This is a genomic window from Halobellus captivus, from assembly GCF_007655485.1.
GTDB classification, from domain to species: Archaea; Halobacteriota; Halobacteria; order Halobacteriales; family Haloferacaceae; genus Haloquadratum; species Haloquadratum captivum.
This window is the reverse complement of sequence record NZ_VJXQ01000001.1, coordinates 347,465-371,805: the sequence shown is the minus strand read 5'-3', so window position 1 is coordinate 371,805 and position 24,341 is coordinate 347,465. Positions and strand designations below refer to the sequence as shown.

Below are 24,341 nucleotides of genomic sequence, written 5' to 3'. Positions count from 1 at the left end.
CCGCGCTGTCAGTATCGGAGCATCTTCGGTACCGATTTCTCGGGCTTTTCTTCTCGAAAACACCGAAACGCGGAGGATTACGCCCGTCTGATACGGGTGCAAGCGAAGTTATTTGTACGATAGATTCTTATACCAATATATGTCGTTAGATGCGGCGATCGTCGGTCCGGGTAACATCGGAACCGACCTGATGTACAAGATACTCGACCGCGGGGAGGAGATCGACCTCCAGCGGATGATCGGAATCTTCCCGGTCGAGGAGAGCGAGGGGCTCCAAGCGGCCGTCGACGAGGGCGTCGACGTCGGCACCGACGGTATCGACAGCGTCAAAGAGTACGCCGACGAGTTCGACCTCGTCTTCGAGGCCACCAGCGCGGGCATCCACGAGCAGCACGCGCCGGTCTACGAGGAGCTGGGTCTGTTCGCCGTCGATCTCACACCGGCGGCGATCGGCCCGTACACCGTCCCGGTCGTCAACGCCGATGAGGTCGTCGCGAGCGGCCACGAGAACATCAATATGGTCACCTGCGGCGGGCAGGCGACGATCCCGCTCGTCCACGCGGTCGACCGCGTCGCGGACGTCGAATACGCAGAGATGCTCTCGCATATCGCCTCGAAGAGCGCCGGTCCGGGAACGCGAAAGAACATCGACAAGTTCACGCAGACGACCGCCGCGGGCCTGGAGAAGGTCGGCGGAGCCGATCGCGGAAAGGCGATCATCACGCTCAACCCCGCCGAACCGCCGATTATGATGCGGAACACGGTCTACACGATGGTCCACGAGGACACCGACGTCGACGAGGTTCGCGACTCGGTCTCGCGGATCGAGTCCGAGGTTCAGGGGTACGTCCCCGGCTACGACGTCACGCTCGAACCGACGGTGAAAGATCAAGCGGACGTCGCCTTCGACCTCGGCGACTCGATCATCCTCACCACGATGCTCGAAGTCGAGGGCGAGGGACAGTATCTTCCGCCCTATGCGGGTAATCTCGACATTATGACAAGCGCAGCACTCGGCGCGGCGGAACGGGTCGCACAGCAGTCAGTTGACGCGGACGCCATCGGAGGTGTGAGCGATGACTGACGCCGACGTCCGACTCGTCGATATGACGCTCCGAGACGGGATGCACGCCGTCGACCACCAGTTCACGCCCGAGGAGATGGCCGAGGTGGCCGCCGCGCTCGACGCCGCGAATATGGACGTCGTCGAGGTCTCCCACGGCGACGGGATGGGCGGCTCCTCGATTAACTACGGCTTCGCCGCGGCCGACACCGAGGAGTATCTCGACGCGGTCGTTCCGGAACTCACCGACACGCAGCTTTCGGTGCTGCTCCTTCCGGGGATCGGAACGGTCGAGGAACTCGATATGGCCGTCGACCGCGGGGCCGACATCTGCCGGATCGCGACCCACGTCACCGAGGCGGACGTCTCCGAGGACCACTTCGAGTACGTCAAAGACCGCGGGATCGAGGCCAATGGCCTCCTGATGCTCTCGCATATGGCGGGACCGGAACGGATCCTCGAGGAGGCGAAGCTGATGGAGGAGTACGGCGCGGACGCCGTCTACCTGATGGATTCGGCGGGCGCGCTGCTCCCCACCGACGTCCGCGAGCGCATTAGCCTTCTCGTCGACGAACTCTCGATCGACGTCGGCTTCCACGCGCACAACAACCTCGGACTCGGCATCGGAAACACGCTCGCCGCGCTGGAAGAGGGGGCGGTGACGACCGACGGCTGTCTCCGCGGCCTCGGTGCCGGATCGGGCAACGCACAGATCGAAGTGCTCGTCGGCGTCTTAGAGAAGGCGGGCTACGACATCAACCCGGACTTCTTCGGCGTGATGGACGCCGCGGAGGACGTCCTCGTGCCGATGATCGACGACGACGAGATGCCGAAACTCGATAACGATTCGCTGATGCTCGGCTACGCGGGCGTGTACTCCTCGTTCCTCCGGCACACGCGCCGTGTGGGGAAGAAGTACGACCTCGATCCCCGCGAGATCCTGGTCAAACTCGGTGAGATGGAGGTCGTCGGCGGTCAGGAGGACCTGATCACCGACGTCGCCTCGCGACTCGCCGAGGAGCGGGACGCGGGCGCGGCCGCCGAAGCCGCGTCGGACGACTGAACCTCCCGTTTTCAGCATTCGTTCGCGGATCGTTTTGACTGTTGAGAAGAGCCGACCGTCTCAGAGGTCGTCGCGGGGCTCGATCAGTTCGATCACGTGTCCGTCCGGATCGGTGATGAACGCGATCCGCCCGCTGACGCCCGTCGAATCGAGCGGTCCTCGGAGCAGTTCGCTGTCGGTCTCCTCGGTCAGCCGCTCGACCAGCGCGTCGGTGTCGTCGACTTCGAGCGCGAGGTGGTCGAACCGCTGGGTCGACGGCTCGCCGAGGTCGTGATCCGGCTTGTGCTTGAACTGGATCTCCGTCTCGCTCTCGCCGCGGACGTAGACGTTCCGGGCGTCGTCGCCGCCGACGAAGTCGTTGGTCTTCTCCAGACCGAGTTCCCCGACGTAGAAGTCGAGCGTCTGTTCGATGTCCGAAACCCAGATGGCGCTGTGAATGACGTCCATAGTCGGGGTCGGGCGGGGTGTCGCATAAATGTCGGGGATCCCCATCTCGAGGCGGGTCCGAGTCTCCGTGGAGAGAATCGGTTCGACCGGCCCCCATCGATCCGACTGTCGCGAACGATTCGACCGGCGCGACCGTCTCGACCGACCAGCCCACCGGATCACCAACCTATTTGATGCCTCCGGCGGAAGCGAGCCTATGGCAGCAGAAGACACCCGCGAGGAGTTGGCCGAAGCGCTCTACTCGGCGCTGCGGACGCAGGAACCGATCGGGCGGCTCACCGCCGAGCACGACGTCTCGATGGAAGACGCCTACGACATCCAGACGCGGTTTATCGACCGGCGGCTCGACGACGGCGCGGAGATCGTCGGCCACAAGATCGGCCTGACGAGCGACGGGATCCAAGAGCAGTTGGGCGTCGACGAGCCCGACTTCGGTCGCCTGCTCGATACGATGTTCGTCGAGGGGCGCGAGATCCCCGGCGAGGATCTGATCCAACCGCGGATCGAGCCCGAAATCGGCTTCGCGATGGAGGAGTCGCTGGAAGCGCCGGTCACGTACCTCGACGTCCTCGACGCGACGAGCGCCGTGCTTCCCGTGGTCGAAGTCATCGACAGCCGCGTCCGAGACTGGGACATCCGCATTCAGGACACGATCGCGGACAACGCCTCCTCGGCGCTGTACGTCGCGGGAGAACAGACCAGCCTCGCCGACACCGACCTCTCCTTAGAGGGCGTCAAGCTCTACAAGAACGGAACGCTCGAGTCCTCGGGCGTCGGCGCGGCGGTTCTCGATCACCCCGCCCGCTCCGTCGCGTGGCTCGCGAATACGCTCGCGGATCTGGACGAGCAGATCGAGGCCGGTCACGTCGTTCTGAGCGGGTCGCTGACTCCCGCGGTCGATCTCGCGCCGGGCGACGTCGTGTCAGTGGAGTTCACGTCGATCGGAACGGTGAACGCTCGACTCGCCGACGAGTAAGGGTACGAAGGTAAGAGAAAGAATTCCCGGGCTGACCGGGATCGACCTCAGCGGTCCGTGTACGGAACGCCCTCGAGACTGTACTGCGTCCCGAACCACTGGTGGTCGTCCTCGGAGCCGATGTTCTCCTGCCAGACGACCGTCTCCCAGTCCGGCTCGAAGTTGAGGTAGCCCGGTCCGGCGAACAGTTCCAAGCGGATGCCGCTGGCGGGATCCTTGACGTAGAGGTAGTTCGCGTTCGTGATGGCGTGCTTGCCAGGGCCACCGTCGATCTCGACGTTGTTCTCCGCGAGGATATCGGCGGCGTCCCACAGGTCCTGCAGGTGGTCGAGGTGGTAGGCGATGTGGTGGAACTCCGTCTCCTCGCCTTCTTCGAGACGGTGAACGGCGAGGTCGTGCGGGAGCGGCGTCGTCGCGTGCCACCAGCCCCAAATGGTGCCGTCGGCCGATTTGAAGACTTCGTTGAGGCCCATTCCGAACTCCTCCTCGAAGAGTTCCGAGGTCGCTTCAGGCGTGTCGTCCTGGACGTGCGCGTGATCGATCCGCTGCGGATAGACCCGGTTGGCGAACTCCGGACTGTACCGGCGCATCGGGATGTTCGAGCGCTGCTTCCCGTCGATGTCCGGCTTCTCCATCTCGTAGTAGATCTCGAAGCGGTGGTCCGCCTCCGTCTCGAACATAATCGAGTCGCCGATCCCCGCCTCGTGACCGTCTTCGGTCCACCAGACGTCGTAGCCCTTCTCCTCGAGGATTTCGGCGTACTCCTCGACGGATTCGGGGTCGGCCGCGCGAAGTCCGACGTGATCGATCGCGCCCCGCTCGCCCTCCGTGAGACTCATCGTGTGGTGCTCGTAATCCCGAAGCGCACAGAGATACGCGGTGTCGTCGTCGCGCTCGACGACCTTCATTCCCATCAGGTCCCGGAAGAACCACAGCGACTCCTCGAGATCGGGCGTCTCGAACGCTATGTGTCCAAGTTTGGCAAGTTCTGCCATACAGAATTCGTTCGTAGTTCTCTTATATACATTTAGCGATCCCTCCAAGGAATCGGATCATCAGATTCGGAGTGTCAGCCCGCGACGAAAGGGATCGAAACGGACAGTCGTCGCCAGCGCGTCGAATCTCGGTTCGTCGGTATGATGCCGGGGTCAATTCGTCGGTGTAAAGCCGGAGTCAATTCGTCGGTGTAACGTCGCGCAGTCCACTGGTACGGAGTCGACGTCAGTCCGCTTGCGCGAAGTCGGCGACGAGGTCGCCGGGGACGATTCCGTCGTCGGTCCAGCCGCGGTGCTCGTAGTATTCCTGAATCGAGGACTCGAGGTCCGGCAGGTCGTACGGCAGGTAATCGTCCGAGGCGTCGCGACCGCGCTGGTTGCTGAAGTGGCGCTCGAGGTTGACGACACGGTCGCCGACCGCGAGGATGTCCTCGTACGGTTCGTCGAAGAGCGCCTCGAAGACATCCTCCTCGATGACGCGGCCGAGGCCGAACTGGCAGAGGACGGCGCTGTCGCGCACGGCGTTGCGGTTCTCGTGGTCGATGAGGAAGTCGGCCTTCCCGGCGGTGCCCTCGGCGGGAATGACGTCGTTGTACTCGGGGATCATCATCGTCGAGTACATGTGGTCGCCGCCGCGGTTCGCCACCGCGTAGGAGAGTCCCTGCCCGTGAACGACGCGGCCGTCGTGGGCCGCGAAGTCCATTCCTTTGACCGTCCAGTTCTCGACACCGAGGTCCTCGTGGATGCGGTCGATTCCCTCGGCGAGCGTGTCCCCGACGCCCTCGCGGTGGGCGATCTTCTCGATGAGCTCGTGGATCAACTCGACGTTGCCGAACTCGTCCTCGCTGGCGAGGTAGGCGGCGATGGTGTTGCCGCAGGAGATGGAGTCCATCCCGAGGTCGTCGCAGAGCTGGTTGGACTTCATAATCTCGACGATGTCGCCGACTTCGGAGTTGCTGCCGAAGGCCATCACGGTCTCGAACTCGGGGCCTTCGGTCTCCAAACCGGTCGCTTCGTCGCGGGTCGGAAGCTTACAGGCGAATGCACAGACCGAACACGCCGCCTTCTTGTACTTCTTCTCCTCGACGCGATCGCCGTTGATCTTCTCGGCGTGCTCGAAGGACATCTCCGAGAAGTACCGCGTCGGCAGCGAGAAGTTGTCGTTGAGGATCTGTACGAGGTGAGTCGTCCCCTGACGGCGGAAGATGTCGTCGCTCGTCGCCGCCTGGCGGTGCACGTCCATCTGCACGTCCTCGTTGGGCAGTTCGATATCGGGTGCGGAGTCGCCCTCGAAAGTGAGGCACTTGACGTTCTTCGATCCCAGGATCGCCCCCAGTCCGCCGCGTCCGAACGCGCGCTCGTCGTAGGTCATCGCGGCGGCGAACCGAACCTCGTTCTCGCCCGCGGGACCGATCGACACGAGGTTTTCGCTTTCGAGCCCGTACCGTTCGTTCATCTCTTCGGTGACCTCGGGGACGGTCGCGCCCTCCAGTTCGGGGACCTCCTCGAACTCGACGCCCTCGTCGGTCACGTGAACGGCCAGTAGTTCCTCGCTCTCGCCTGCGACCTCGACGACCGAGTGGCCCGTCCCGATGAAGTTACGGGAGAGATAGCCCCCGGCGTTCGAGGAGAGAAGGCCGTCGGTCAGCGGGGAGAGGCCGGTCATGTTCATCCGACCGGTGAAGCTCATCGATGACTGCTGGAGCGGACCGGACGCGAGATAGACGCGGTTCTCCGGGCCGAGGGGATCCGCGTCGAACGGGATCCGATCGTGTGCGAGTTTCGTCGAAACGCCGCGTCCGCCGATGAACTCCGACAGTTCATCGTCGATGTTCGTCGTCTCCGCTGTCCGGTCTCCCACGTCGACCGTCAGCAGCGAACCGTTGGCGTGTAGCATCGTACATAGATACGTAAGCGAGTACAAAAACCCGTCGCACATCGTCGATATCGCGCCGACGGCAACGTCCCCGCAGGCGGTGGGTTTCACCCGAATATGGCCAGGATTCCGAGTTGCAGCGGGATCAACAGAAGCACCGTCGCCAGCGCGATCGCGGAGACGACCCGAATCAACTCCGTCGCGTCGACGATGTCGTACGCGAGGATGACCACGAGCACGGCCGATTGGTACGGAATGAACGGAACGCTGAGCGCTGCCGACGTCGCCAGTACCATCGGAACGAGGGGGGCACCAGCGTCAGAGGCGACCGCGACGACGATCGGTGTCGCGACGCTCACCGCCGCGAGCCCACCCATAACGACCATCAGCACCACCGTCGAGACGAACACGATCGAGAGAATGACGAACAGCGAGGCGTCCGTCGGAACGAGCGCGAGGAGCTGTTCGGCGAGCGCTCCGGCGACGTTCGTCTGCGTCAGCCCCTCGCCGATCGCGAGCACGGCGGCGACGAAAAACAGGATCGAGAAGTCGACGTCGCCGACGGTCTCCTCGAAATCCGCGATGCCGACGCGCGGGAGAAACACGAGGACCACGACCAACAGCGCGCCGAACACCGGGTGGAATCCGTGGATCGCATCCGTCACCCAGACGGCGACGCCAGCGGCGAGAAACACGAGCATCCGACGCTCGGAGCCAGCCATCGGCGGCAGCTCACCCGACGCCGACGCCATCTGCAGCCGATCCGGCGGTCGATACATCGCGTAGACGATACCGACGATTAAAACCAGTCGCCCGAGGCCCATCACCGGAAACATCAGTACGAACCATTCAGTCCACGCGATCGACATCCCGGCAACCGATTCGAGGATGCCGAGGACGATGATATTCGGTGAACCACCGGTGAGGATCGCGTACGCCCCGAGATAAGTCACCAGAATCGGGCCGAAGAACAACCCCAGTTTGACCCGCTGAGAGTCGAATCGATCGCCCACTTCCAAGACGATGGGCGCGAGGACGAGCACGCGGACGATGCCGACGGGAATCACCAAGACGAGTAACAGTCCCGCGACCGAGAGCCCGACTAAGAGTCGACGGTACGTTCGCTTCGGGGTCTTCGACGGCGAGTCGAGCGTGGTCCGGTGGATGACCCAGCGGCCGCCCCACTCCGCGAGACCGCTTCGCCGCGTCGCCTCGCCCATAACGAGACCGAACGCGATGAGCCACGTTGCCGGCGACTGAAACCCGGTGAGCGCGAGATCCAGCGAGAAGGCGAAGCCGATGAGTCCCAACGCGAGCACGCCGGTGTAGGCGGGTGTGATGAGATTACCGACCCACAGGACGATACACAGCGTCGTGATAGCCAGCATCGTCGCACCCGCCGGATCGAACGGCGCGGCCAGGTAGACCGCGACCGCCCCGACGATCGCGAGGGGAACCGAAAGCGCTGACGGGGTCGGGATCCACCAGTCCTGCGTCCTCGTCATCCTCCGGCGTGAACTTGTGCCTTCGTTCTCGATCGATCCATATCGGGATGTCGATGATGTGTAGTATATATGTTCTGTCTCGGTCGACGCTCCCCGACGGTGCATCGTCAATCCGACAACGTGCCCGACAAATTTATCAGCACCATCGCCGTCTGTCGGCCGTGTTCGAAACGGACGCCTCTCGGAAACGCACGAAAGCGGCGTGTCTCGACGACGGCGAAAGCGGAGGGGACGACGCCAACGGCTGCGCCACGGGGGAAAGCCGCGGCCAGAGAAATCCGCACGGCGGTCGAGTTAGATCACCTGGGGTTCGACCCGATGGTGAGTGGTGAACCTCCGTGCGACCTGTCTCGCGATTCCGACGGTGGCTGATGGGTCTCGTATCGCGACTGTTCGATTGGATCGCCGACGCACTCGAACGGGCGGACGTCATCGCGCGTGACCGGCTGCGGGCGACGTTCGATCTGGCGTGGCCCCGCGTCGTCACGGGGTTCTCGCGGATGTCCCAGCAGACGGTCGATCTGGCGATGGTGGGTCTCGCCGTCGGTCCTGCGGGGATCGCCGGACTGGCCTTCGCCTACGCGTACTGGCAGATCGGCAATAAGATCTCACTCGGAATCTCCGGCGGGACGATCAGCCTCGTCTCGCAGTATTACGGGGGCGACGATACCGAACGTGCTGATCAAACGATCACCCAAAGCTACGTTCTGGCCACCGTGTTCGGAATCCCGCTCGCAGTCGCGTTTTACTTCTTCTCGACGCCGCTTATCGCGCTAATGGGCGCGGGCTCAGAGACGGTCCAGTACGGTGCCGTGTATCTCGCGACTCTCGCACCGGCACTCGTCTTCGAGTTCTACACCAAGATCGCGAGCCGCGTGTTCGCGGGCATCGGCGACACGGTCACACCGATGATCATTCGAACCGGTGGGGCGATCGTCAACGTGTTCCTCAACGCCGTGTTTATTTTCGGGCTCGGTTGGGGTGTCGTAGGGGCCGCTCTCGGCACGGCGATCGCGACCGGGGTGGTTTCGATTACGTTCTTTTGGGGGTTGTACGCGCGCTCGTATCCGTTCTCCGAGGCGATTCCCGTGGGCTTCGCACTCGGCGATTCGTTCTTCGATCCCGATCTCGCCCGGCCGTTACTGCGGGTGAGCACGCCGCTCGTTCTCCAGGAGCTCTCACGGGCTGTCGTGGTCTTCCCGCTGCTGGCGATCGCCGCCGTATTCGGCCCGACGACGGTCGCGGCCTTCGAAATCGGCCGTCGTATCAGAGATCTGGTCAACAGTCTCGCGTGGGGCTACTCGATCGCCGCGAGCAGTTTGGTCGGGCGGTATCTGGGTTCCGATGCGGAGGGAACTGCCGCCGCGTACGGCCGCGAAATCATCCGGTTGACGGTTCTGTCCTTCGTGATTCTCGCAGTCCTCGTCGCCGTGTTCGCGCGCCCCATCGCGGGACTGTTCGCGAACGATCCAGGCACGATCGAACAAACCGTCCCGTTCGTTCGCATCGGTGCCGTTGCGGCGATCGCCCTGGGAATCGATCGATCGGCGACGGGAGCACTCCGTGGCGCCGGTGATACGAGCTGGCCGTTCTACGGTTCGTTGATCGGTCTGTACGCGTTCGCGCTCCCCGTCGCGTACCTGTCCGTCGTAACGTCGCTCGGCATCGCCGCCCTGTATCTCGCGCTCCTCGTCGAGACCAGCGTCCCGGCTGGTATCACGCTTTACCGGTACCAAACGGGGACGTGGCGCTCGATTAGTCGCTCCATCCGACAGGCCCACTGAGCCGACCGGGTTATCGGCCGCTGCCACCGTCCGTTTGCGTGTGAGTCGTATTGTCTCGGTCTACGCGACGTGTCCACTGGCTCCGTGCGGTTTTCACTGCTCCTATGAGAGTTATCACACGAACCTAGTACGTTTCGAGTGCGAAAACAGCTTTCAGAGAAGATCTACCGGATCCTGGCTCGTATCTATTTTGATACGGCTCGTGAATTCGGAATATATGTACACTGATTAGACGAAATACTGTGTGTATATACGGTATCTACAGTAGATTGCACCATATGTCGTATTCCCATAACTGTTCGGTCGCGTCAAACTCCCGCAATTTCCATATCAGACAGTTATCCTTTTGAAAACGCCTCTCGGAATAGACGATGACTGATTGTTACGCCTGCCGCCCAAAATCTGTTTCAACACATCGTGTCTTCCTCGATAATTGGGAGCACACAACTTATCGCGGATACTCTGTTATGTGTTGAACTGCTATTTCGTCCACCGTTCACGTACTGACCTCTTTCCGCTGTCAACAAGCTGCAGTGTTTGCAGCCGATTAGATCTGTTCTCCGTCGATGACGTGCGATCGAGGGTTCAAATGCGATGTTCACTCCGTGACTCTCACCCCTTCTGCATCTGGTCGCCATTCCATCACGCGCTCGTGAAGCGGGGCCAGGACGCCGTACTCGACGATAATCAGGAAGATTACGAAGATGATGAGCCAACTCATCATCGTCGGGAGGTCGTAGTTGTCGAAGTAGCGTTTGAACATGAATCCGACGCCCCGCGTGAGTAAGAACGCCTCGACGAGGAGAGTGATCTTCCAACCCACCGAAAGGCCCGAACGGAAGCTGGCGAACAGAAACGGAGCGAGCTGTGGGACGATGATATCTTTGAACGTTTGAATCCGCCCAGCACCGAAGAATTCCGCCATTTCCGCGAGGTCTGTGTCAAGGGTGCGAGCGCCCTCCCACATATTCAGCGCGATAAACGGCGTGATGACGACAGGGACCGCGAAGTATCCGCTGTTAGCGTTGAATCCGATCCAGATCGCCGAGACGAAGACGATCACGAGCGAGGGAATCGCCAGCCATCCGTAGATCCACATCGAGAGCGTGCTCTCCAGCGTCTCGTTTCGACCGAGTGCGATACCGAGGAACGTTCCGGCGATCATCGAGACGATGAGCGCGGCAAACAGCATCTCGATGGTCTTCCACACGTGGAAGTAGAACATGTTCCCGTACGGTCCGGGTTCCGTGAGTACGACGATGAGGGCCGAGACCGTTTCCGGCAGTCCGGGGAGGACCTCCGGGAACGCGATGCCACCGGCGTACCACAGCGCTAGCAGCGCAGCGATCGAAGCGGCGGTGTACGACGATCGTTGGAGCCGATTCATCTCAATGCACCACGTTCTCGTGGAACTCTCTGTACAGTTCCGTCTCGCGCTGTGCAATCGCCGGATCGTCGTACTGGCGGGGGCGGTCGATGTTGACGTTCCGACGGGCGAACATCTCCCCCTGGGTGTTCATCATATAGATGTAATCGGAGAGGAACACCGCTTCGTTGATGTCGTGCGTGACGAATAGAATCGTCTTCTCTTCCTGTTTCCAGATGTCGAGTAACTCCTCTCGCAGATCCCTGGCAGTAATCTCGTCGAGGCTGCTGAACGGTTCGTCCATCAGAATGATCTCCGGTTCGATGGCCAGCGCCCGAGCGATGGCGACGCGCTGTTTCATCCCCCCCGAGAGTCGGGTCGGATAGTTGTCTCCCTCGTCGCCCAACCCGACCATTTCGAGGTACCGGTCGGTTCGCTCCTGCCACTCCGACTCGGGGATGTCCCGGGCCTCGAGGGCAAACTCGATGTTTTCCGAGACGGTTTTCCAATTGAGTAATCTCGGCTCCTGAAAGATATATCCGAGCGAGAGGTCTCCCGGTGCGACGTCTCGACCCCCGCGGCGCATCGTCCCTTGGTCCTGCGTAACGAGTCCGGAGATCACGTTCATCAGAGTAGTCTTCCCGCACCCGGATGGGCCGAGCAGCGAGACGAATGCCCCACCTTCTACATCCAGATCAACGCCGTCCAGAACGAGGATTTCCCCCTGTCCTGGTTTCTCGAAGCGTTTGACAATGTTGCGAAGCTCAAGTGTGTCTACTGACGTACCCGATGATTCGGCGGACGGTTGGTTTTCTTCTGCTGCCGTCATTGCAACCCTCGTTGTTCTGTCAACTGTAGAATGTTTTCGCACGTATACTGGTGGAACATAGATCGTGTGAACACGTCACACAAGAGGAACTGCGTATAATAATCTTTCTATGGGTGCCACTATCGATCGTTGGCATATTGTCAGGAACTTTCCAATTAGAAATAACCGCCAAACGCATTCGAAAGACTCTGTGTTCTTCGCAGAAAACCCGCTCATCAATGGGAATGCGTATGCGATAGTAGCTATTTATTAATATATACTCAGTCGGCGGTACGGTGTCGTACGGTTGGGTCTGGTCAGATACAGACGCTCCGGGAGAATTCCACGCGCTTCGATAGTCCGAATCTTTATTCGGTCGGGGAACGCGGAGCAATGCGATAGAATGAACCCTCCCAACGAATCCGGTACCGGAGACGATCATCTGGCAACGATGCGAGCGGCGAACGGACGAACGTTTGGGCTCCGGCGCGGGCGAAGGGAGTTCACGAACTGGATCGACGAACAGCTTTCCTGGAAAGAGACGTGCTATATCGGTGATTGGTCGTTCCTGGCAAACCTCAGACTGCAGGGGGAGGACGCAGAAGAGCTGCTCTCCAGGCTGTCAGTGAACACCTTTGATTCGTTTAAGATTGGACAGGCGAAGCACCTCATCCAGTGCTCGGCGAACGGCAACGTGATCGCGGAGGGAGTTCTCGCTCGGACCGGCGAGGACGAGTACGTCGTACACGGTCTCCCGTGTTACTGGGCGGCATACAACCTCGAAGTCGGCCGAGACGGTCAGTTCGACGTCGAGGCGGAATGGCGAGATACGTTCAACTTCCAGGTACAAGGGCCCCGTTCGATTCAGGTACTCGAAGAACTGACTGATCAGCCGTTGAAAGATATCGAGTTTATCCACTTCGACACGATTTCCATCGACGACGTCGAGGTGACTGCCATCCGGATGGGAATGGCCGGAGAGCTCGGATTCGAGTTACAGGGTCCGGCAGCGGACGCCGACGCCGTCTGGGACGCCATCGTCGAAGTCGGCGAGGAGTACGGGATTCAGCGGTTGAGCGAACGGACGTCGTCGATCAACCATCTCGAAGCGTGCTTCCCGACGCGAGGGCGCGATTACATCCCGGCGATCTTTTCGCCGGAGATGGGGCAGTTCAGAGCGTGGGTTGACACCCACGCGTCCCGTGATATCCTCACTTATCCGATCGAAGGGAGCTTCGATGCCGACGATATCAGTGCGTGGTATCGAACACCCGTCGAACTCGGATGGGATCGAAATATCGCTCTCGATCACGACTTCGTCGGCCGCGAGGCGCTCGAAGCCGAACTCGCGAACCCGGAACGAACCATCGTGACGTTGGTGTGGGACGATGACGACGTGATTGAGACGTACGCGTCCCTCTTCGAGGAGGGACTCCACCACAAATACATGGATATGCCTCATCAGCAGAAGCGAGCGATGATCGCCGATACGGTGGTCGGAGACGGCAGCGCCGTCGGTGTTTCCACGTGCCGTGGGTACAGCTATTACTTCCGCGAGATGCTCTCGTTGTGTACGATCGACGTCGATTGGAGCGTTCCCGGGACGGAGGTCACGGTCGTCTGGGGAGAGGGACAGAACCCGCGAAGCCCGACGACAGACTCGCACGAACCGATGGAAATTCGCGCAACGGTTGCCCCCGCCCCGTATAAAGAAGACAATCGTCGGACTGATCCCACGCAGTGATGACATAAATTTGATAAATTCGCAATTATTTGGGGATTCAACCCTCGTGTCGACTTTGTTAACGCGGTGACCGTTGCCGAAACTTATATATGTGTGCGAGAAGCAGTTGCTGAGGAACAATGATAACAAATAGCAGACGAGAGATGCTAAAAGCCGCTGGCGTCGTCGCGACTGCTGGCCTCGCCGGGTGTTCGGGGTCCGGAGGAGATGACGGCGGTAGTGGTGGTGACAGCGGCGGTGGCGACAGCGGCGGCGACAGTGGTAGTGACAGCAGCGGTGGTGGAGATGATCTGACACCTGTGACGATACAGTTCCCCGAAGGAACCGTGTTCTATCCGATGTGGGAAGCCGCCCAGCAACAGGGCATCTTCGAGGAGGAAGGCATCGACGTCACTGTCGAGTATCCGCCGTTCGATGCGCAGGTACAGGGCGTCACGAGCGGTGAGGTCGAGACGTCGCATCCGTCTGTACTCCCCTACATCAATAACCGAATCAACGGTGAAGACCTCGTCACATACGGGTTCAGTGGCGGCCTTCAGTCCGTGAACGCGCTCTACGTTCGGGCCGATAGCGAGTACGAATCCGTCGAGGACCTCGAGGGACAACGGATCGGCGTCTGGTCGTGGGGTTCATCGACTGTCCAAGCGTTCCAGGCCGTCCTCGCCGAACAGACCGGCCTCAGACTCCGCGAAGACTTCGAGACGACGACCGCCGCACCACCGGCACTCGTCGGCCTCCTCAACGACGGCGAGATCGACGGCGTCATCAACGTGAGCGGGCTCACGATCACGATGGAATCACAGCCGGAGAACTACCGCAACCTCGTCCAGCTCAACGATCTCTGGACCGACGTGACCGGTCACACGCTGCCGCTCACCTCCTGGTGGGCGTACTCGGACTGGTACGACGACAACACCGACGTTGCGGCGTCACTCGTCCGGGCTGGCGCAAATGCCGTCGAACATTGGCGTAACAATACGCGCTCGATATTGGAAGAGTTCGGCGGACCGGCAAGCATCGACAACGACGCGAAGATACAAGTCGTCGAAGACTGGGCGAGCAACGGAGAGGTGTTCCACGGACGGGCCGAAGAGTCCTATGTCGATTCCGTGTGGCAGTTCCTCGATCTGATGGAAGAGCAAGAGTTCATCGACAGCGTCCCGTCTCAGGACGACGTTCTCAGAAACCCATTCTAGACGCGGTTATTTGGCGAAACACCCTATGAATTCCTACATTCAAGACCGGAATATCGAAAAGAAAGCGGCCGTGGCGTTGGTTCTGCTTGGCGCGTGGCAAGTCGCCTCGCAGTTTTTCCCGTTCTACGTGTTCCCCGGCCTTTTCGAGTTGTTTTCGGCCATACGGACGGTGATCGTCGATCCTCAGTTCGGCACGTATTACAGTAACGTCTTCGACACCTTTCGCCGTCTCTTCGCCGGGTTCGCAATCTCCGTTGTGGTCGGGACGGTCGTCGGGACGGCAATGGGCCTTCGAAAGGACGTGGAGGCCTTCCTCCGCTCGTGGATCGTAATCGCGCTCTCGGTACCGTCGATCGCGGTCGCGTTCGGTCTGATCATCGCACTCGGAATCACTGAGTGGGTGCCGGTGCTGACGGTCGTGATCATCGGCGTCCCGTTCGTCATCCTGAATATGTGGGAAGGCACGCAGGACCTCGATCAACAAATCACGGAAATGGCCGACTTCTTCGGCGCAGGCACCTATCAGCGGTACCGTGATATCATCCTCCCCCAGGTCCTCCAGTACCTGTTTCCGTCGATGTACTGGGGCCTCGTGGTCTCTTGGAAGGTTCTCTTCGTCGCCGAGGTGTTCGGGGCGGGATCCGGCGTCGGTTATATGGTCAGCTACTGGTTCCAGCAGCAGCGAGTCGATCTGCTCTTGGGCTGGGTCGTGATTCCCGTCATCCTGATTATTATCAGTCAAGAGAGCCTCCGCGCCGCAGAACACCGCCTGATGCGGTGGCGGTAACCCTCGCCTACGGTGCTCCTTCCTTCTGTACGCGTTAATTGTCACGTGGGCGATTTCCGCGCCCGTATTGGATGACAACTGTTATATCATAACATATCCACCTCGAAGACGATGATATGCGGTACCCTCGTGAGGGTAGACTCACTGACTAGTAGCGACATCGGGTCACAAACGGGAGCCGTCGAATGATGCTCGGCGGTGAGATACTCTCGGTGGGCGTGTTCTTGGCCGCATTCGGTGCGTGTGCCTTGGCGGTACAGTCCCTCTCGGTGCGCTACGGGACGATCACCAGTTCCGCTTCCGACGCGCTGATCGTCGGGCTCGGCATTAACGTGCTGGTGCTCGTCCCGGCGGCGTTTCTGCTTGGATCGCCGATAGAGAACCTGACGCTCCGATCGCTTGCGGCGTTCACTGCCGCGGGACTGCTCGGGACGATGGTCGGACGCGCGATGCATTTCGAGGGGATCAAACGCATCGGATCGAGTCGGGCGGAGCCGATCAAGGCCTCACAGCCACTTCACGCGTCGCTCATTGCGGTCGTCGTCCTCGGCGAAGTCGTCACCGGCGGACACGTGCTCTCGATGATCGCGATCGTCGTCGGCATCGCCGTCATCACCTACGAACACGGGCGCTCCGACGACGATACCTCCGACTCCGGCTACATCGGAATCGCGATTCCCTTCGTGGCGGCGTTCTTCTACGGCATCGAGCCCACGTTCGCGAAGCTGGGACTTGCCGAGGGGACGGCGGTACTCACGGGACTGATGATCAAGACAGTAAGTGCCGGGCTCGGATTTCTCATCTACCTCTGGTGGACGGAGGGGCTTCCGGACCCGCGAACGTTCGAGCGGAGTGAAGTTCCGTGGTTGGTCGCCGCGGGCGTCGCGAACACGCTCTTTCTCCTCGGGTACTACGGCGCGCTGGAACTCGAACCGGTCTCGCTCGTCGTCCCGCTCGTCCAATCGAGTCCGCTGGTCGTCATTCTTCTTTCGGTTCTGTTGGTCAGCGACGACCTCGAACGGATCACGCCGCGTCTCGCCGCTGGCGCGCTCATCGCGGTGGCCGGTGCGATCGGCGTAACGCTCCTGAGTTAACACGTGACGTGGGACCGATTTCCGTTCAGTAGTAGGAGAGTCCCGGATCCGCGTTGACGGCCTGTCCGGTCATAATTCCGCTGTCGGCCCCGGCGAGAAACGAGACGACGCCCGCGATGTCGTCCGGTTCGACGACTCGGTCCAGGTCCTGCTTGTCGACGTAGTCGTCGAGATACTCGTCACCGGCCTGCTGGGATGCCTCTGACCAGGTGAATCCCGGCATCACCGCGTTAACGCGGACGCCGATATCGCCGACTTCGGCCGCCATCGCGCGCGTCATTGCGAGCACCGCACCTTTCGATGCGACGTAGTGCAGAAAGCCCGGAACGCCCATCGTGACGACGGACGAGGAGATGTTCACGATGCTCCCACCGTCGTCGAACGCACCCAGCGCGTGTTTCGAAGCGAGGAACGTTCCCTTCGTGTTGACTGCCAGAACTGTGTCCCACTCTTCGGCGGAAATCTCATCGAAGCGTTTCTTGTCGGTGACGAGCGGCGCGTAGTAGGCGGCATTGTTGACCAACACGTCGAGATCGAGACCCTCGAACAGCGACCGCATCGCGTCCTCGTCAGTCACGTCGGCCTCGCGGAACTCGGCGGATCCCCCCGTGCGCTCGATTCGCGATACCGTTTCGCTCCCGTCAGCGATGTCGGAAACTACGACGTGTGCGCCGTCGTCCGCCAGCCGTTCTGCGATCGCCTGCCCGATTCCGGTCGCCGCACCCGTCACCACCGCGGTTGTGTCGTCCATTTCGAGTCACCGATTTTCTCCGAGGTGGCATAACCGTTCGGTCGTGGCCTCTGGAAAGCTGTCCACCGAACTCAGCGATCGCCACCGCCGAGAACGTTCGATTATCCGTCAGACAGTACGGTCACGACAGGCAGGTCGGACTCGAGTAGCACCGATTGTGTGACGCTGCCGAAGATCGCTTTCCCGACGGGGGTTCGTTTTCGCCCGCCCACGACCAGATATCGCGGGTTCTCGGCGTTCGCGACCGCGAGTATCTCCTCGGTGACGTCACCGATGCGCCCGAGGTAGGAGACCTTCTCGAGGTCGCCGACCGTTTCTTCGGTGACGTCGGCGGCGACCCCCGCGGCGTCCCGCTGGGCGGCTTCGAGCGAATACCGCTCGTCGCTGCCTCCGGGTTCCCCGGTCTGATCGCCCAGCTCCCGGTAGGTGATCTCAGGTGCGAATGTCAGTGCGAGGTCAGACGTGCTCTCCACGGATGATTTGCGTTGTGACTCGAAGACGTCTCGCGGTATGACGTGAAGCACGAGGAGTTCCTCGCCGAACTGTTCGGCGAGTTCGGCTCCGGTTTCGACCACTCGGTCCGGGACGATCGTCCCATCTGTTGCAGCTAGAACCGCCATACGAATCGTGTTCACGTGCCACGTATATAACATCACGTCCCGGCGGATCGTCGAAACCGAAACGAACGCAGCAAAAGCGGATCGCAGTACCGAGGTCGTGCCGGTCAGAGGACACCGAAGTCCGCTTCTTCTCGGTACGCGAATACCTTCCGTTCGAGGGGGCGAAGGATGCCCATCTCCAGGATGAAGACGACGACCACGAAGACGGCGGCCCACGCCATCGCCGTGTCGTACTGGTACCGCGAAAACGCCTCGATCGCACGGTAGCCGACGCCGGTGTTCGACGCGAAGATCTCCGCCTGGGTCTCGACTTTCCACGAGATCGCCAGCCCGAATCGGATCGCGGTGAACAGCGCCGGTGCGACGCTCGGGAGGATCATCCGTCTGAGCAGTCGCGACCTCGAAATATCGAAGGAACGGCTCATCCGAAGGAGGTTTGGATCGATGTTCTCGACGCCTTTCCAGATCCGCAGCGAAATGTACGGGAAGACGGTGACGGCCGTCGCCAGGACGGGTGCAGCGACCCCGAATCCGAAGATGATCGTCGTGATCGCGGCCCAGGCGATCCCTGGAATCGACAGCGCGATCACGATGATCGGCGTTGAGAAGTGTTCACCGAAGTTGTTGATCCCCATAATGATTCCGAGTGCCGCACCGACGAGGAACGCCCCGATGAACCCGAGGAACGTCCGGAAAAACGTCGCTTGCATATGCGTCCAGACTACCCCGGAAGCAATGATTTCCCACGAGGCGTTTACCGTCGCGACCGGTCCCGGGAACAGTCCCCGCGGGAAGAGCACCGTGACAATCCACCACGCCGCAAGACCGATGACAACCCCAAATATGCGCGCAGCCCATTTGTCACCGACCATCGAACGGATCGGCGTTCGGAATGAGCGGTTACTCGTCGCCATTTGGACTACTTCCCCCCTCCGCTCGGGAGCATCACTGACTCCGAGACGGGCGAGTATGTCACGTACATAGCGCTCACTGTCGATCGAGCATACTTAATCATTTGGTTTTCACGCCTTGCGCGCAGACATTCACTCATATCAGGTGATCGCGTGGAACCGGTTGATCGCGTCCTGTCGGACCTTCAAAAACTCCTCAGAATCGACGTCTCGTGGGCGTTCGAGGTCGATGGACATATCGTCGAAGATGCGTCCGTCGCCGAGCATCAAGATTCGATCGGAGAGTTCTATCGCCTCGGTGATGTCGTGCGTGACGAAGAACACGGTCTTTCCGAGTTTCTGCCAGATGTCGATGAGTTCCTCGCGGAGCGCCTCCGCGGTAATCTCGTCGAGGTTGCTGAACGGCTCGTCCATAATCAGTATCTCGGGGTCGATACTCAGCGCACGGGTGATTCCGACACGCTGTCGCTGGCCGCCGGAGAGCTGTGAGGGGTATTTATCGTAGTGTTCGGTGAGACCGACGAGGTCCATGTACTCTTCGGCGAGGTCACGCGTGTACTCCGGGTTGTTCTCGTGAACGTACTCGATGTTCTGCACGCAGGTGTTCCACGGGAGGAGACGCGGCGATTGGAAGACGTGACCGAGCGTGACTTCGTCGTTTTGCGTTCCCTCGAACTCTACGGTGCCCGCCGTCGGTTCGAGGACGTTACTGATGATGTTCAGCATCGTCGACTTGCCGCTCCCGGAGCGGCCGATCAACGTCACGAACGAACCGGGTTCGATGTCGAAACTCACGTCCTCGAAGACCGTCTCGGTTCCCTCTTCGGTGTCGAAGACCTTCGTGAGGTTTCTGACGTGGATGGCTCCCGCCGCCGAAGTCCCGTGTGAAACGCCCGCCACGTCGTCCGCGTCAGTCGCCTGCCGCGTCTCAGAGGCCACGAAGACCACCCCTGATCACCGTGGCGTTTCGGTGTGCCCGGAGACCTACTGCGTGAGAATGATTCTCTTTCATCGCTGTAACCACGTATTGAGAATGGGTGTACTTTAGATTTGCTACGTCACACCAACACAAAGATCCAATAGAGGTTGAATGTTTGATATATTGCCACGCGGAACTGGTGACTGAGTTCTCGGTGAGGATTCACAATGAAAATAGGAGATCCACCTGAAAGCCCAATATAGCGCGCCTCAGAAAGAAAACCACGATCATTCTGGACGCCGGTATCTCGATAGTCGGGTCGAACGGGCTCCACCTGAGACTGTATCATACAACCGATGGGTTTTTAATCATAGATCCTGATGTGACATCGTATGCCACGCGATAAAGAGGCAATCCGAACAGTCAGCGGTGTAAACAGACGGAGATTCATTAAGGCAGCCGGGGCCAGTGCGGCCGCGGTCACCCTTGCGGGTTGTACAAGCGGTGGAGACGGTGGCGGCGACAGTAGCGATGACAGCGGGGGGGACAGTAGCGGCGACAGCGGGGGGGACAGTGGCGGCGACAGCGGGGGAGACAGTGGCGGCAGCGAGGATCTCACGACAGTTTCGTTCGCGACGCCGCCGGTCGGAATGCCCGTCAACATCGTGATGGAATACTACCTCGCGGAGAATGATCTCATCCAACCGCGGTTCGAGGAGGACGGCTATGAGCTCGATTACGAGCTCACCTTCGAAGATGCGACGCTCTTCGCGTCCGGCCAGATCGATATGGGCACCGTGAGCTGGGTCGAAGACGCGCGCCTCGGCGTCGAGCAAGACCAGCAACTCGTCGCATTCGGTAATATCGAGGGTGTCGTTTCGACGCCGTGGGTCGAGGTCGGCGGACCATACGATCCCGACGAGACCGGCGGCGTTCAGGAGTCGCTCGACAAGATCGTCGACGAGGGTGCCCGGTTCGGCATCCCCGGGTGGGCCGCGGGCGCGGTTCCGCACCTACAGAACATCATCCAAGAGAAGTACGGCTACACTCTGGCGCAGGACGGTGGCGACTTCAACGTTCAGACGACGGAGCGCGGGACGATGCCACAGCTCACCCTGCGCGGTGACCTCGCGACGGCCGTTCACTCGGCGTCCTCTGCCGGTCTCTCGGAGGTCGTCAACGGGGAGCTCAAACCGCTCCTGTGGATCTGGAACGAGTACCTCGATCAGGGGTGGGGGCGACCGCCGCTCGTGAGCCTCTCGACGCGGCTGGACTTCGCCGAGGAGAACCCCGAAGTCCTGTTGAATATGATCGATATGTGGAGTGAAGGGTTGAACTACGTCCAAGACAACATTCCGGATATCGCCGCCGACCCGGCCGGTCAAGAAACGCTCGAAGCCGAAAACGAGGAGGAAGCGCGCTTCCTGATGGACCTCTTCGCCGGAAACGAAGTCGAACAAATCGAGAGTCTCCAGCGCTCGGCGCTGTACTCCGAGGTGGGTCTCGACGACCAGTCCGTCGAGGATGCGATGAACGTCCTCGGCGTGATGGAGGAACTGGGTCAGATCCCCTCGGGCTGGGAGGATCAAGTCACGTTTATGACGCGGTCCGATCTCGAGGATATGGTCTGAGGATCAAATGAGCACGACACAGCTACGTGGGACGATCGGGCGGGCGTTCGTCAGTAACCGGAGAGTCATCTTCGTCGAGTCGGTCGTCGCGTTGTTACTCGTGTGGGAACTGAGCGCCCGCATCTTCGGTATCACCGACCTGATCGCCTCGCCGATCCTAGTCGGCGGTGGGATCTACGAGCTCCTGTCGGGCGACGAGTGGGTGATGCACTTCGTCGCTTCGATGCAGCGCATTCTCCTCGGATTCGGCGCCGCACTTGTCGTCGGAATCATCGGCGGCGTCGTGCTCGGCGTGAGCAACTTCTGGGGGAAGGTCCTTCGGTACTACGTACTCGTCGGGATGGCGGTTCCCGGGCTGTTCGTCGTCATCTTCACCGCGATGGCGTTCGGCATCAGCGACACCACGCCGATGCTCGCGACTGCGGTCATCACCGCGCCGTTCGTCGTTGACATCATCCAAAGCGGGGTCGAGAACGTCGAATCCGACCTGCTCAATATGTCGAGCGCATTCGGCGTCTCACGGAGTCGCGTCTACCGCCGAGTACTGTTTCAGTCGATCCTTCCCGAGATATTCTCCGCGATTCGGTTCACCTTCTCCGTCGCGTGGAAGGTGACGATCCTCGCGGAGGTCGTCATCTCGAACGTCGGTATCGGTTTCCTCATCGCAGACAACATGAGCCGGTTCTCGATGGTCGGTGTGCTCCAGTACGTCGTCCTGTTCGTCATCCTGATGATGGTCATCGAGTACGGCATCTTCAGCAAGATGGAGGAGTATCTGTTCTCCTGGCGAGAAGACATCAAATCGTCGATGGGGACCGGCCCCCGATAACCCGGCTGTCACGGCACCCCTCTCTCTGGGCATCGACTTTTTCCACTTCGACGCGGTTCTTTCGCGACGTCTCGTCGATATAGTTATATCCGGGTCGCCTGTGAATACCTCACGTTAGAGGAGCCACTTCCGTGTCAGAATCAGAAACCACCTCACCGACAGCCGATCGTACCGCCGCTGAGAGATTCCTCCGCGCGTTCCACCAGCAGGGCGTGGCGCGCATTTTCGCTAATCTCGGTACCGACCACACACCGCTTCTGGAGGCCGCGGCGGACGTCCGACGCGCCGGTGACGGAGACCAGATTCCGGAGATAATCTCGTGCCCGCACGAGTTCGCCGCGATGAGCGCGGCCCACGGATGCGCCGCCGTGACGGGGGACCCACAGGTCGTGCTGGTACACGTCGACGTGGGGACCCAGAACCTCGGCGCGGCGATGCACAACGCACACCGCGCTGGCGCCCCGGTGTTCGTGCTCGCGGGGCTCGCACCGGTCACTGACGCCGGGCACTCCGGATCCCGGGATCACCCGGTGCACTACTTCCAGGACGTGTTCGACCAGCCCGGAATCGTGCGCGAGTACTCGCGGTGGATCGACCAGTACCGGCCGCCCGCGGATCCGGCGGAGACTGTCCGCCGCGGCTTAGAGCGGGCCGTTTCGGAACCGTCGGGCCCGGTGTACGTGACGGCGACGCGAGAGGCGCTCAGCGGGACCGTCGACGCGACCCCGTCGACGGCGACCGTCCGGCGGGTCGGCCCCGGCGGTGCCGACACCGCGTCGATCGACCGCCTGGTCTCCGAGGTCGAGCGCGCGGAGCGCCCGGCGGTGATCACGAGCGACCTGGGTCGATCTCCCGCTGGAGAGCGCGTCGACGCGCTCGTCTCCTTCGCGGAGGCCGCCGGTGCCGGAGTCGTCGAGCAGACGCCGACAACGCTTTGTTTCCCGCGCGACCACGAGCAACACCTCGGCTACGACCCGACGGTGGCGCTCGAGCGCGCGGACCTCGTCGTCCTCGCCGACGCCGACGTTCCGTGGATTCCGGGGCCCGAGACGTCCGAGAGTGACGCGACAGTCGTTCAGATCGATCCCAATCCGACCAAACCGGCGTACCCGCGGTGGCCGTTCGCGATCGACGAGACCGTACAGGCCGACGCCGCTGCGACGCTCGAAGCCGTCGAGGCCAGACTCCATACGGATGCCGATTCGAGCCGGGCGTTCTGGCGCGACATCGCCGCGGAACGACGTGCGGACGCAGCCGATCGCTTGGCGGCTGATACGAGGGAGGGACGACTGACGCCGACGGTTCTCTCGAACGCCGTCGAGTCGATCGTCGACGGGGAGACCGTCGTCGTCGAAGACGCGGTCACGAGCCGACCGGCGATAATGTCGCAGATCGAACTCTCGACGCCGGGCAGCTACTTCTGGAAGGGAGGCGCTGGACTTGGCTGGGCGGGCGGAGCAGCCGTCGGTGCCAAACTGGCGAATCCGGACAACCGCGTGATCGCGCTGGTCGGTGACGGTTCGTATCTGTTCGCCAACCCGTCGGCGTGCGCGTTGCTCGCCGCCGAGTACGACGCCCCGACGCTCACGGTCGTCTACGACAACCAGGGGTGGAACGCGGTCGAAGGCGCGACGACGGCGCAGTATCCAGACGGCGCGGCGGCCGAGGAGTCGGTTCCGGAGAGTCACTTCGGGACAACGATGGACCTCTCTGCACCCGCGAGCGTCGTTGACGCGCACACGCGCGTGGTTCACGACCCAGACGAACTCCCCGCGGCGCTCGAAGAGGCGGCCGCAGCCGTCGATGCGGGGAGACCAGCTGTGCTTGACGTCAAGGTAGAACGCCCGTAGTCACTATCCTCACGTACAACACCGCCCCGAAAATTTGAATCTCCGGAATCACCGGTAGCGCTTCGGTTTTCATCGCGTCCTCGACGGCGATGAGACACGTCAGTGACAGGCGGAGGTGAGACGAGT

The 24,341-nt window shown here is 61.2% G+C and carries 21 protein-coding genes; 11 read left to right on the top strand and 10 right to left on the bottom strand.

Features of this window, described 5'->3' with window-relative positions; all coding sequences use genetic code 11:
* Positions 1-139 precede the first annotated feature (139 nt).
* On the top strand, positions 140-1,084 hold the full coding sequence (locus FJT57_RS01725) for an acetaldehyde dehydrogenase (acetylating) (protein WP_144901081.1): 945 nt from the start codon (positions 140-142) through the stop codon (positions 1,082-1,084).
* A complete protein-coding gene (dmpG, locus tag FJT57_RS01720; RefSeq protein ID WP_144901080.1) occupies positions 1,077-2,126 on the top strand; it encodes a 4-hydroxy-2-oxovalerate aldolase in 1,050 nt (349 codons plus the stop codon). The genes FJT57_RS01725 and dmpG overlap by 8 nt, the downstream gene beginning before the upstream one ends.
* Before the next feature lie 60 nt (positions 2,127-2,186).
* Here the strand turns inward: dmpG and FJT57_RS01715 are convergent, their stop codons facing one another.
* On the bottom strand, positions 2,187-2,573 hold the full coding sequence (locus FJT57_RS01715; RefSeq protein WP_144901079.1) for a VOC family protein: 387 nt from the start codon (positions 2,571-2,573) through the stop codon (positions 2,187-2,189).
* 196 nt (positions 2,574-2,769) lie between these two features.
* Here FJT57_RS01715 and FJT57_RS01710 point away from each other — a divergent pair, with 196 nt between their 5' ends.
* Positions 2,770-3,549 (top strand): 2-keto-4-pentenoate hydratase, encoded by a 780-nt coding sequence (locus FJT57_RS01710; protein ID WP_144901078.1) that lies wholly within the window; start codon positions 2,770-2,772, stop codon positions 3,547-3,549.
* A 47-nt stretch (positions 3,550-3,596) separates the two neighbouring features.
* Here FJT57_RS01710 and FJT57_RS01705 read toward each other — a convergent pair whose 3' ends face one another.
* From FJT57_RS01705 to FJT57_RS01695, 3 genes are all read right to left on the bottom strand, one after another.
* On the bottom strand, positions 3,597-4,544 hold the full coding sequence (locus tag FJT57_RS01705) for a VOC family protein (RefSeq protein WP_144901077.1): 948 nt from the start codon (positions 4,542-4,544) through the stop codon (positions 3,597-3,599).
* A gap of 226 nt (positions 4,545-4,770) precedes the next feature.
* A complete protein-coding gene (locus FJT57_RS01700) occupies positions 4,771-6,441 on the bottom strand; it encodes an aldehyde ferredoxin oxidoreductase family protein (RefSeq protein ID WP_144901076.1) in 1,671 nt (556 codons plus the stop codon).
* A gap of 86 nt (positions 6,442-6,527) precedes the next feature.
* A complete protein-coding gene (locus tag FJT57_RS01695) occupies positions 6,528-7,925 on the bottom strand; it encodes an SLC13 family permease (protein ID WP_144901075.1) in 1,398 nt (465 codons plus the stop codon).
* A gap of 371 nt (positions 7,926-8,296) precedes the next feature.
* On the opposite strand from FJT57_RS01695, the gene FJT57_RS01690 reads away from it, so the two are divergent.
* Entirely contained in the window at positions 8,297-9,709 is a 1,413-nt protein-coding gene (locus FJT57_RS01690) for an MATE family efflux transporter (protein WP_144901074.1), read from the top strand.
* 598 nt (positions 9,710-10,307) lie between these two features.
* Here the strand turns inward: FJT57_RS01690 and FJT57_RS01685 are convergent.
* Positions 10,308-11,096, bottom strand: coding sequence for an ABC transporter permease (locus FJT57_RS01685; protein ID WP_144901073.1), 789 nt, complete (start codon positions 11,094-11,096; stop codon positions 10,308-10,310).
* Between the two features lies 1 nt (position 11,097).
* Positions 11,098-11,904: an ABC transporter ATP-binding protein gene (locus FJT57_RS01680; RefSeq protein ID WP_144901072.1), complete on the bottom strand. Its 807-nt coding sequence runs from the start codon at positions 11,902-11,904 to the stop codon at positions 11,098-11,100.
* A gap of 382 nt (positions 11,905-12,286) precedes the next feature.
* Here FJT57_RS01680 and FJT57_RS01675 point away from each other — a divergent pair, with 382 nt between their 5' ends.
* The 4 genes from FJT57_RS01675 to FJT57_RS01660 all read left to right on the top strand — a co-directional run bounded on the left by FJT57_RS01675 (position 12,287) and on the right by FJT57_RS01660 (position 16,704).
* Positions 12,287-13,627, top strand: coding sequence for an aminomethyltransferase family protein (locus FJT57_RS01675; protein WP_203229070.1), 1,341 nt, complete (start codon positions 12,287-12,289; stop codon positions 13,625-13,627).
* A 119-nt stretch (positions 13,628-13,746) separates the two neighbouring features.
* The gene (locus FJT57_RS01670; protein ID WP_144901071.1) at positions 13,747-14,823 is read left to right on the top strand and encodes an ABC transporter substrate-binding protein; all 1,077 of its coding nucleotides are present in this window, start codon (positions 13,747-13,749) and stop codon (positions 14,821-14,823) included.
* 25 nt (positions 14,824-14,848) lie between these two features.
* The gene (locus FJT57_RS01665) at positions 14,849-15,610 is read left to right on the top strand and encodes an ABC transporter permease (RefSeq protein WP_144901070.1); all 762 of its coding nucleotides are present in this window, start codon (positions 14,849-14,851) and stop codon (positions 15,608-15,610) included.
* A gap of 188 nt (positions 15,611-15,798) precedes the next feature.
* Complete coding sequence (locus tag FJT57_RS01660) at positions 15,799-16,704, top strand: EamA family transporter (protein ID WP_162524296.1); 906 nt, start codon at positions 15,799-15,801, stop codon at positions 16,702-16,704.
* 25 nt (positions 16,705-16,729) lie between these two features.
* Here the strand turns inward: FJT57_RS01660 and FJT57_RS01655 are convergent, their stop codons facing one another.
* The 4 genes from FJT57_RS01655 to FJT57_RS01640 form a co-directional block, all read right to left on the bottom strand.
* Positions 16,730-17,455: an SDR family NAD(P)-dependent oxidoreductase gene (locus FJT57_RS01655; RefSeq protein WP_144901068.1), complete on the bottom strand. Its 726-nt coding sequence runs from the start codon at positions 17,453-17,455 to the stop codon at positions 16,730-16,732.
* 101 nt (positions 17,456-17,556) lie between these two features.
* Positions 17,557-18,075, bottom strand: a complete 519-nt coding sequence (locus tag FJT57_RS01650; protein ID WP_144901067.1) for a universal stress protein — start codon at positions 18,073-18,075, stop codon at positions 17,557-17,559.
* A 104-nt stretch (positions 18,076-18,179) separates the two neighbouring features.
* Positions 18,180-18,989, bottom strand: a complete 810-nt coding sequence (locus FJT57_RS01645) for an ABC transporter permease (RefSeq protein ID WP_144901066.1) — start codon at positions 18,987-18,989, stop codon at positions 18,180-18,182.
* 138 nt (positions 18,990-19,127) lie between these two features.
* Entirely contained in the window at positions 19,128-19,925 is a 798-nt protein-coding gene (locus FJT57_RS01640) for an ABC transporter ATP-binding protein (protein WP_162524295.1), read from the bottom strand.
* Between the two features lie 372 nt (positions 19,926-20,297).
* Here FJT57_RS01640 and FJT57_RS16545 point away from each other — a divergent pair, with 372 nt between their 5' ends.
* From FJT57_RS16545 to FJT57_RS01625, 3 genes are all read left to right on the top strand, one after another.
* Positions 20,298-21,536: a substrate-binding domain-containing protein gene (locus tag FJT57_RS16545; RefSeq protein WP_203229069.1), complete on the top strand. Its 1,239-nt coding sequence runs from the start codon at positions 20,298-20,300 to the stop codon at positions 21,534-21,536.
* A gap of 7 nt (positions 21,537-21,543) precedes the next feature.
* Positions 21,544-22,365, top strand: a complete 822-nt coding sequence (locus FJT57_RS01630) for an ABC transporter permease (RefSeq protein WP_144901064.1) — start codon at positions 21,544-21,546, stop codon at positions 22,363-22,365.
* 131 nt (positions 22,366-22,496) lie between these two features.
* Positions 22,497-24,215 (top strand): thiamine pyrophosphate-requiring protein, encoded by a 1,719-nt coding sequence (locus tag FJT57_RS01625; RefSeq protein ID WP_144901063.1) that lies wholly within the window; start codon positions 22,497-22,499, stop codon positions 24,213-24,215.
* Positions 24,216-24,341: the final 126 nt, after the last annotated feature.

Excerpts from the sequence above, each read along its gene's own strand:
- FJT57_RS01725 (WP_144901081.1), top strand. The coding sequence starts at position 140 with ATGTCGTTAGATGCGGCGATCGTCGGTCCGGGTAACATCGGAACCGAC.
- dmpG (WP_144901080.1), top strand. The coding sequence starts at position 1,077 with ATGACTGACGCCGACGTCCGACTCGTCGATATGACGCTCCGAGACGGG.
- FJT57_RS01715 (WP_144901079.1), bottom strand. The coding sequence starts at position 2,573 with ATGGACGTCATTCACAGCGCCATCTGGGTTTCGGACATCGAACAGACG.
- FJT57_RS01710 (WP_144901078.1), top strand. The coding sequence starts at position 2,770 with ATGGCAGCAGAAGACACCCGCGAGGAGTTGGCCGAAGCGCTCTACTCG.
- FJT57_RS01705 (WP_144901077.1), bottom strand. The coding sequence starts at position 4,544 with ATGGCAGAACTTGCCAAACTTGGACACATAGCGTTCGAGACGCCCGAT.
- FJT57_RS01700 (WP_144901076.1), bottom strand. The coding sequence starts at position 6,441 with ATGCTACACGCCAACGGTTCGCTGCTGACGGTCGACGTGGGAGACCGG.
- FJT57_RS01695 (WP_144901075.1), bottom strand. The coding sequence starts at position 7,925 with ATGACGAGGACGCAGGACTGGTGGATCCCGACCCCGTCAGCGCTTTCG.
- FJT57_RS01690 (WP_144901074.1), top strand. The coding sequence starts at position 8,297 with ATGGGTCTCGTATCGCGACTGTTCGATTGGATCGCCGACGCACTCGAA.
- FJT57_RS01685 (WP_144901073.1), bottom strand. The coding sequence starts at position 11,096 with ATGAATCGGCTCCAACGATCGTCGTACACCGCCGCTTCGATCGCTGCG.
- FJT57_RS01680 (WP_144901072.1), bottom strand. The coding sequence starts at position 11,904 with ATGACGGCAGCAGAAGAAAACCAACCGTCCGCCGAATCATCGGGTACG.
- FJT57_RS01675 (WP_203229070.1), top strand. The coding sequence starts at position 12,287 with ATGAACCCTCCCAACGAATCCGGTACCGGAGACGATCATCTGGCAACG.
- FJT57_RS01670 (WP_144901071.1), top strand. The coding sequence starts at position 13,747 with ATGATAACAAATAGCAGACGAGAGATGCTAAAAGCCGCTGGCGTCGTC.
- FJT57_RS01665 (WP_144901070.1), top strand. The coding sequence starts at position 14,849 with ATGAATTCCTACATTCAAGACCGGAATATCGAAAAGAAAGCGGCCGTG.
- FJT57_RS01660 (WP_162524296.1), top strand. The coding sequence starts at position 15,799 with ATGCTCGGCGGTGAGATACTCTCGGTGGGCGTGTTCTTGGCCGCATTC.
- FJT57_RS01655 (WP_144901068.1), bottom strand. The coding sequence starts at position 17,455 with ATGGACGACACAACCGCGGTGGTGACGGGTGCGGCGACCGGAATCGGG.
- FJT57_RS01650 (WP_144901067.1), bottom strand. The coding sequence starts at position 18,075 with ATGGCGGTTCTAGCTGCAACAGATGGGACGATCGTCCCGGACCGAGTG.
- FJT57_RS01645 (WP_144901066.1), bottom strand. The coding sequence starts at position 18,989 with ATGGCGACGAGTAACCGCTCATTCCGAACGCCGATCCGTTCGATGGTC.
- FJT57_RS16545 (WP_203229069.1), top strand. The coding sequence starts at position 20,298 with ATGCCACGCGATAAAGAGGCAATCCGAACAGTCAGCGGTGTAAACAGA.
- FJT57_RS01630 (WP_144901064.1), top strand. The coding sequence starts at position 21,544 with ATGAGCACGACACAGCTACGTGGGACGATCGGGCGGGCGTTCGTCAGT.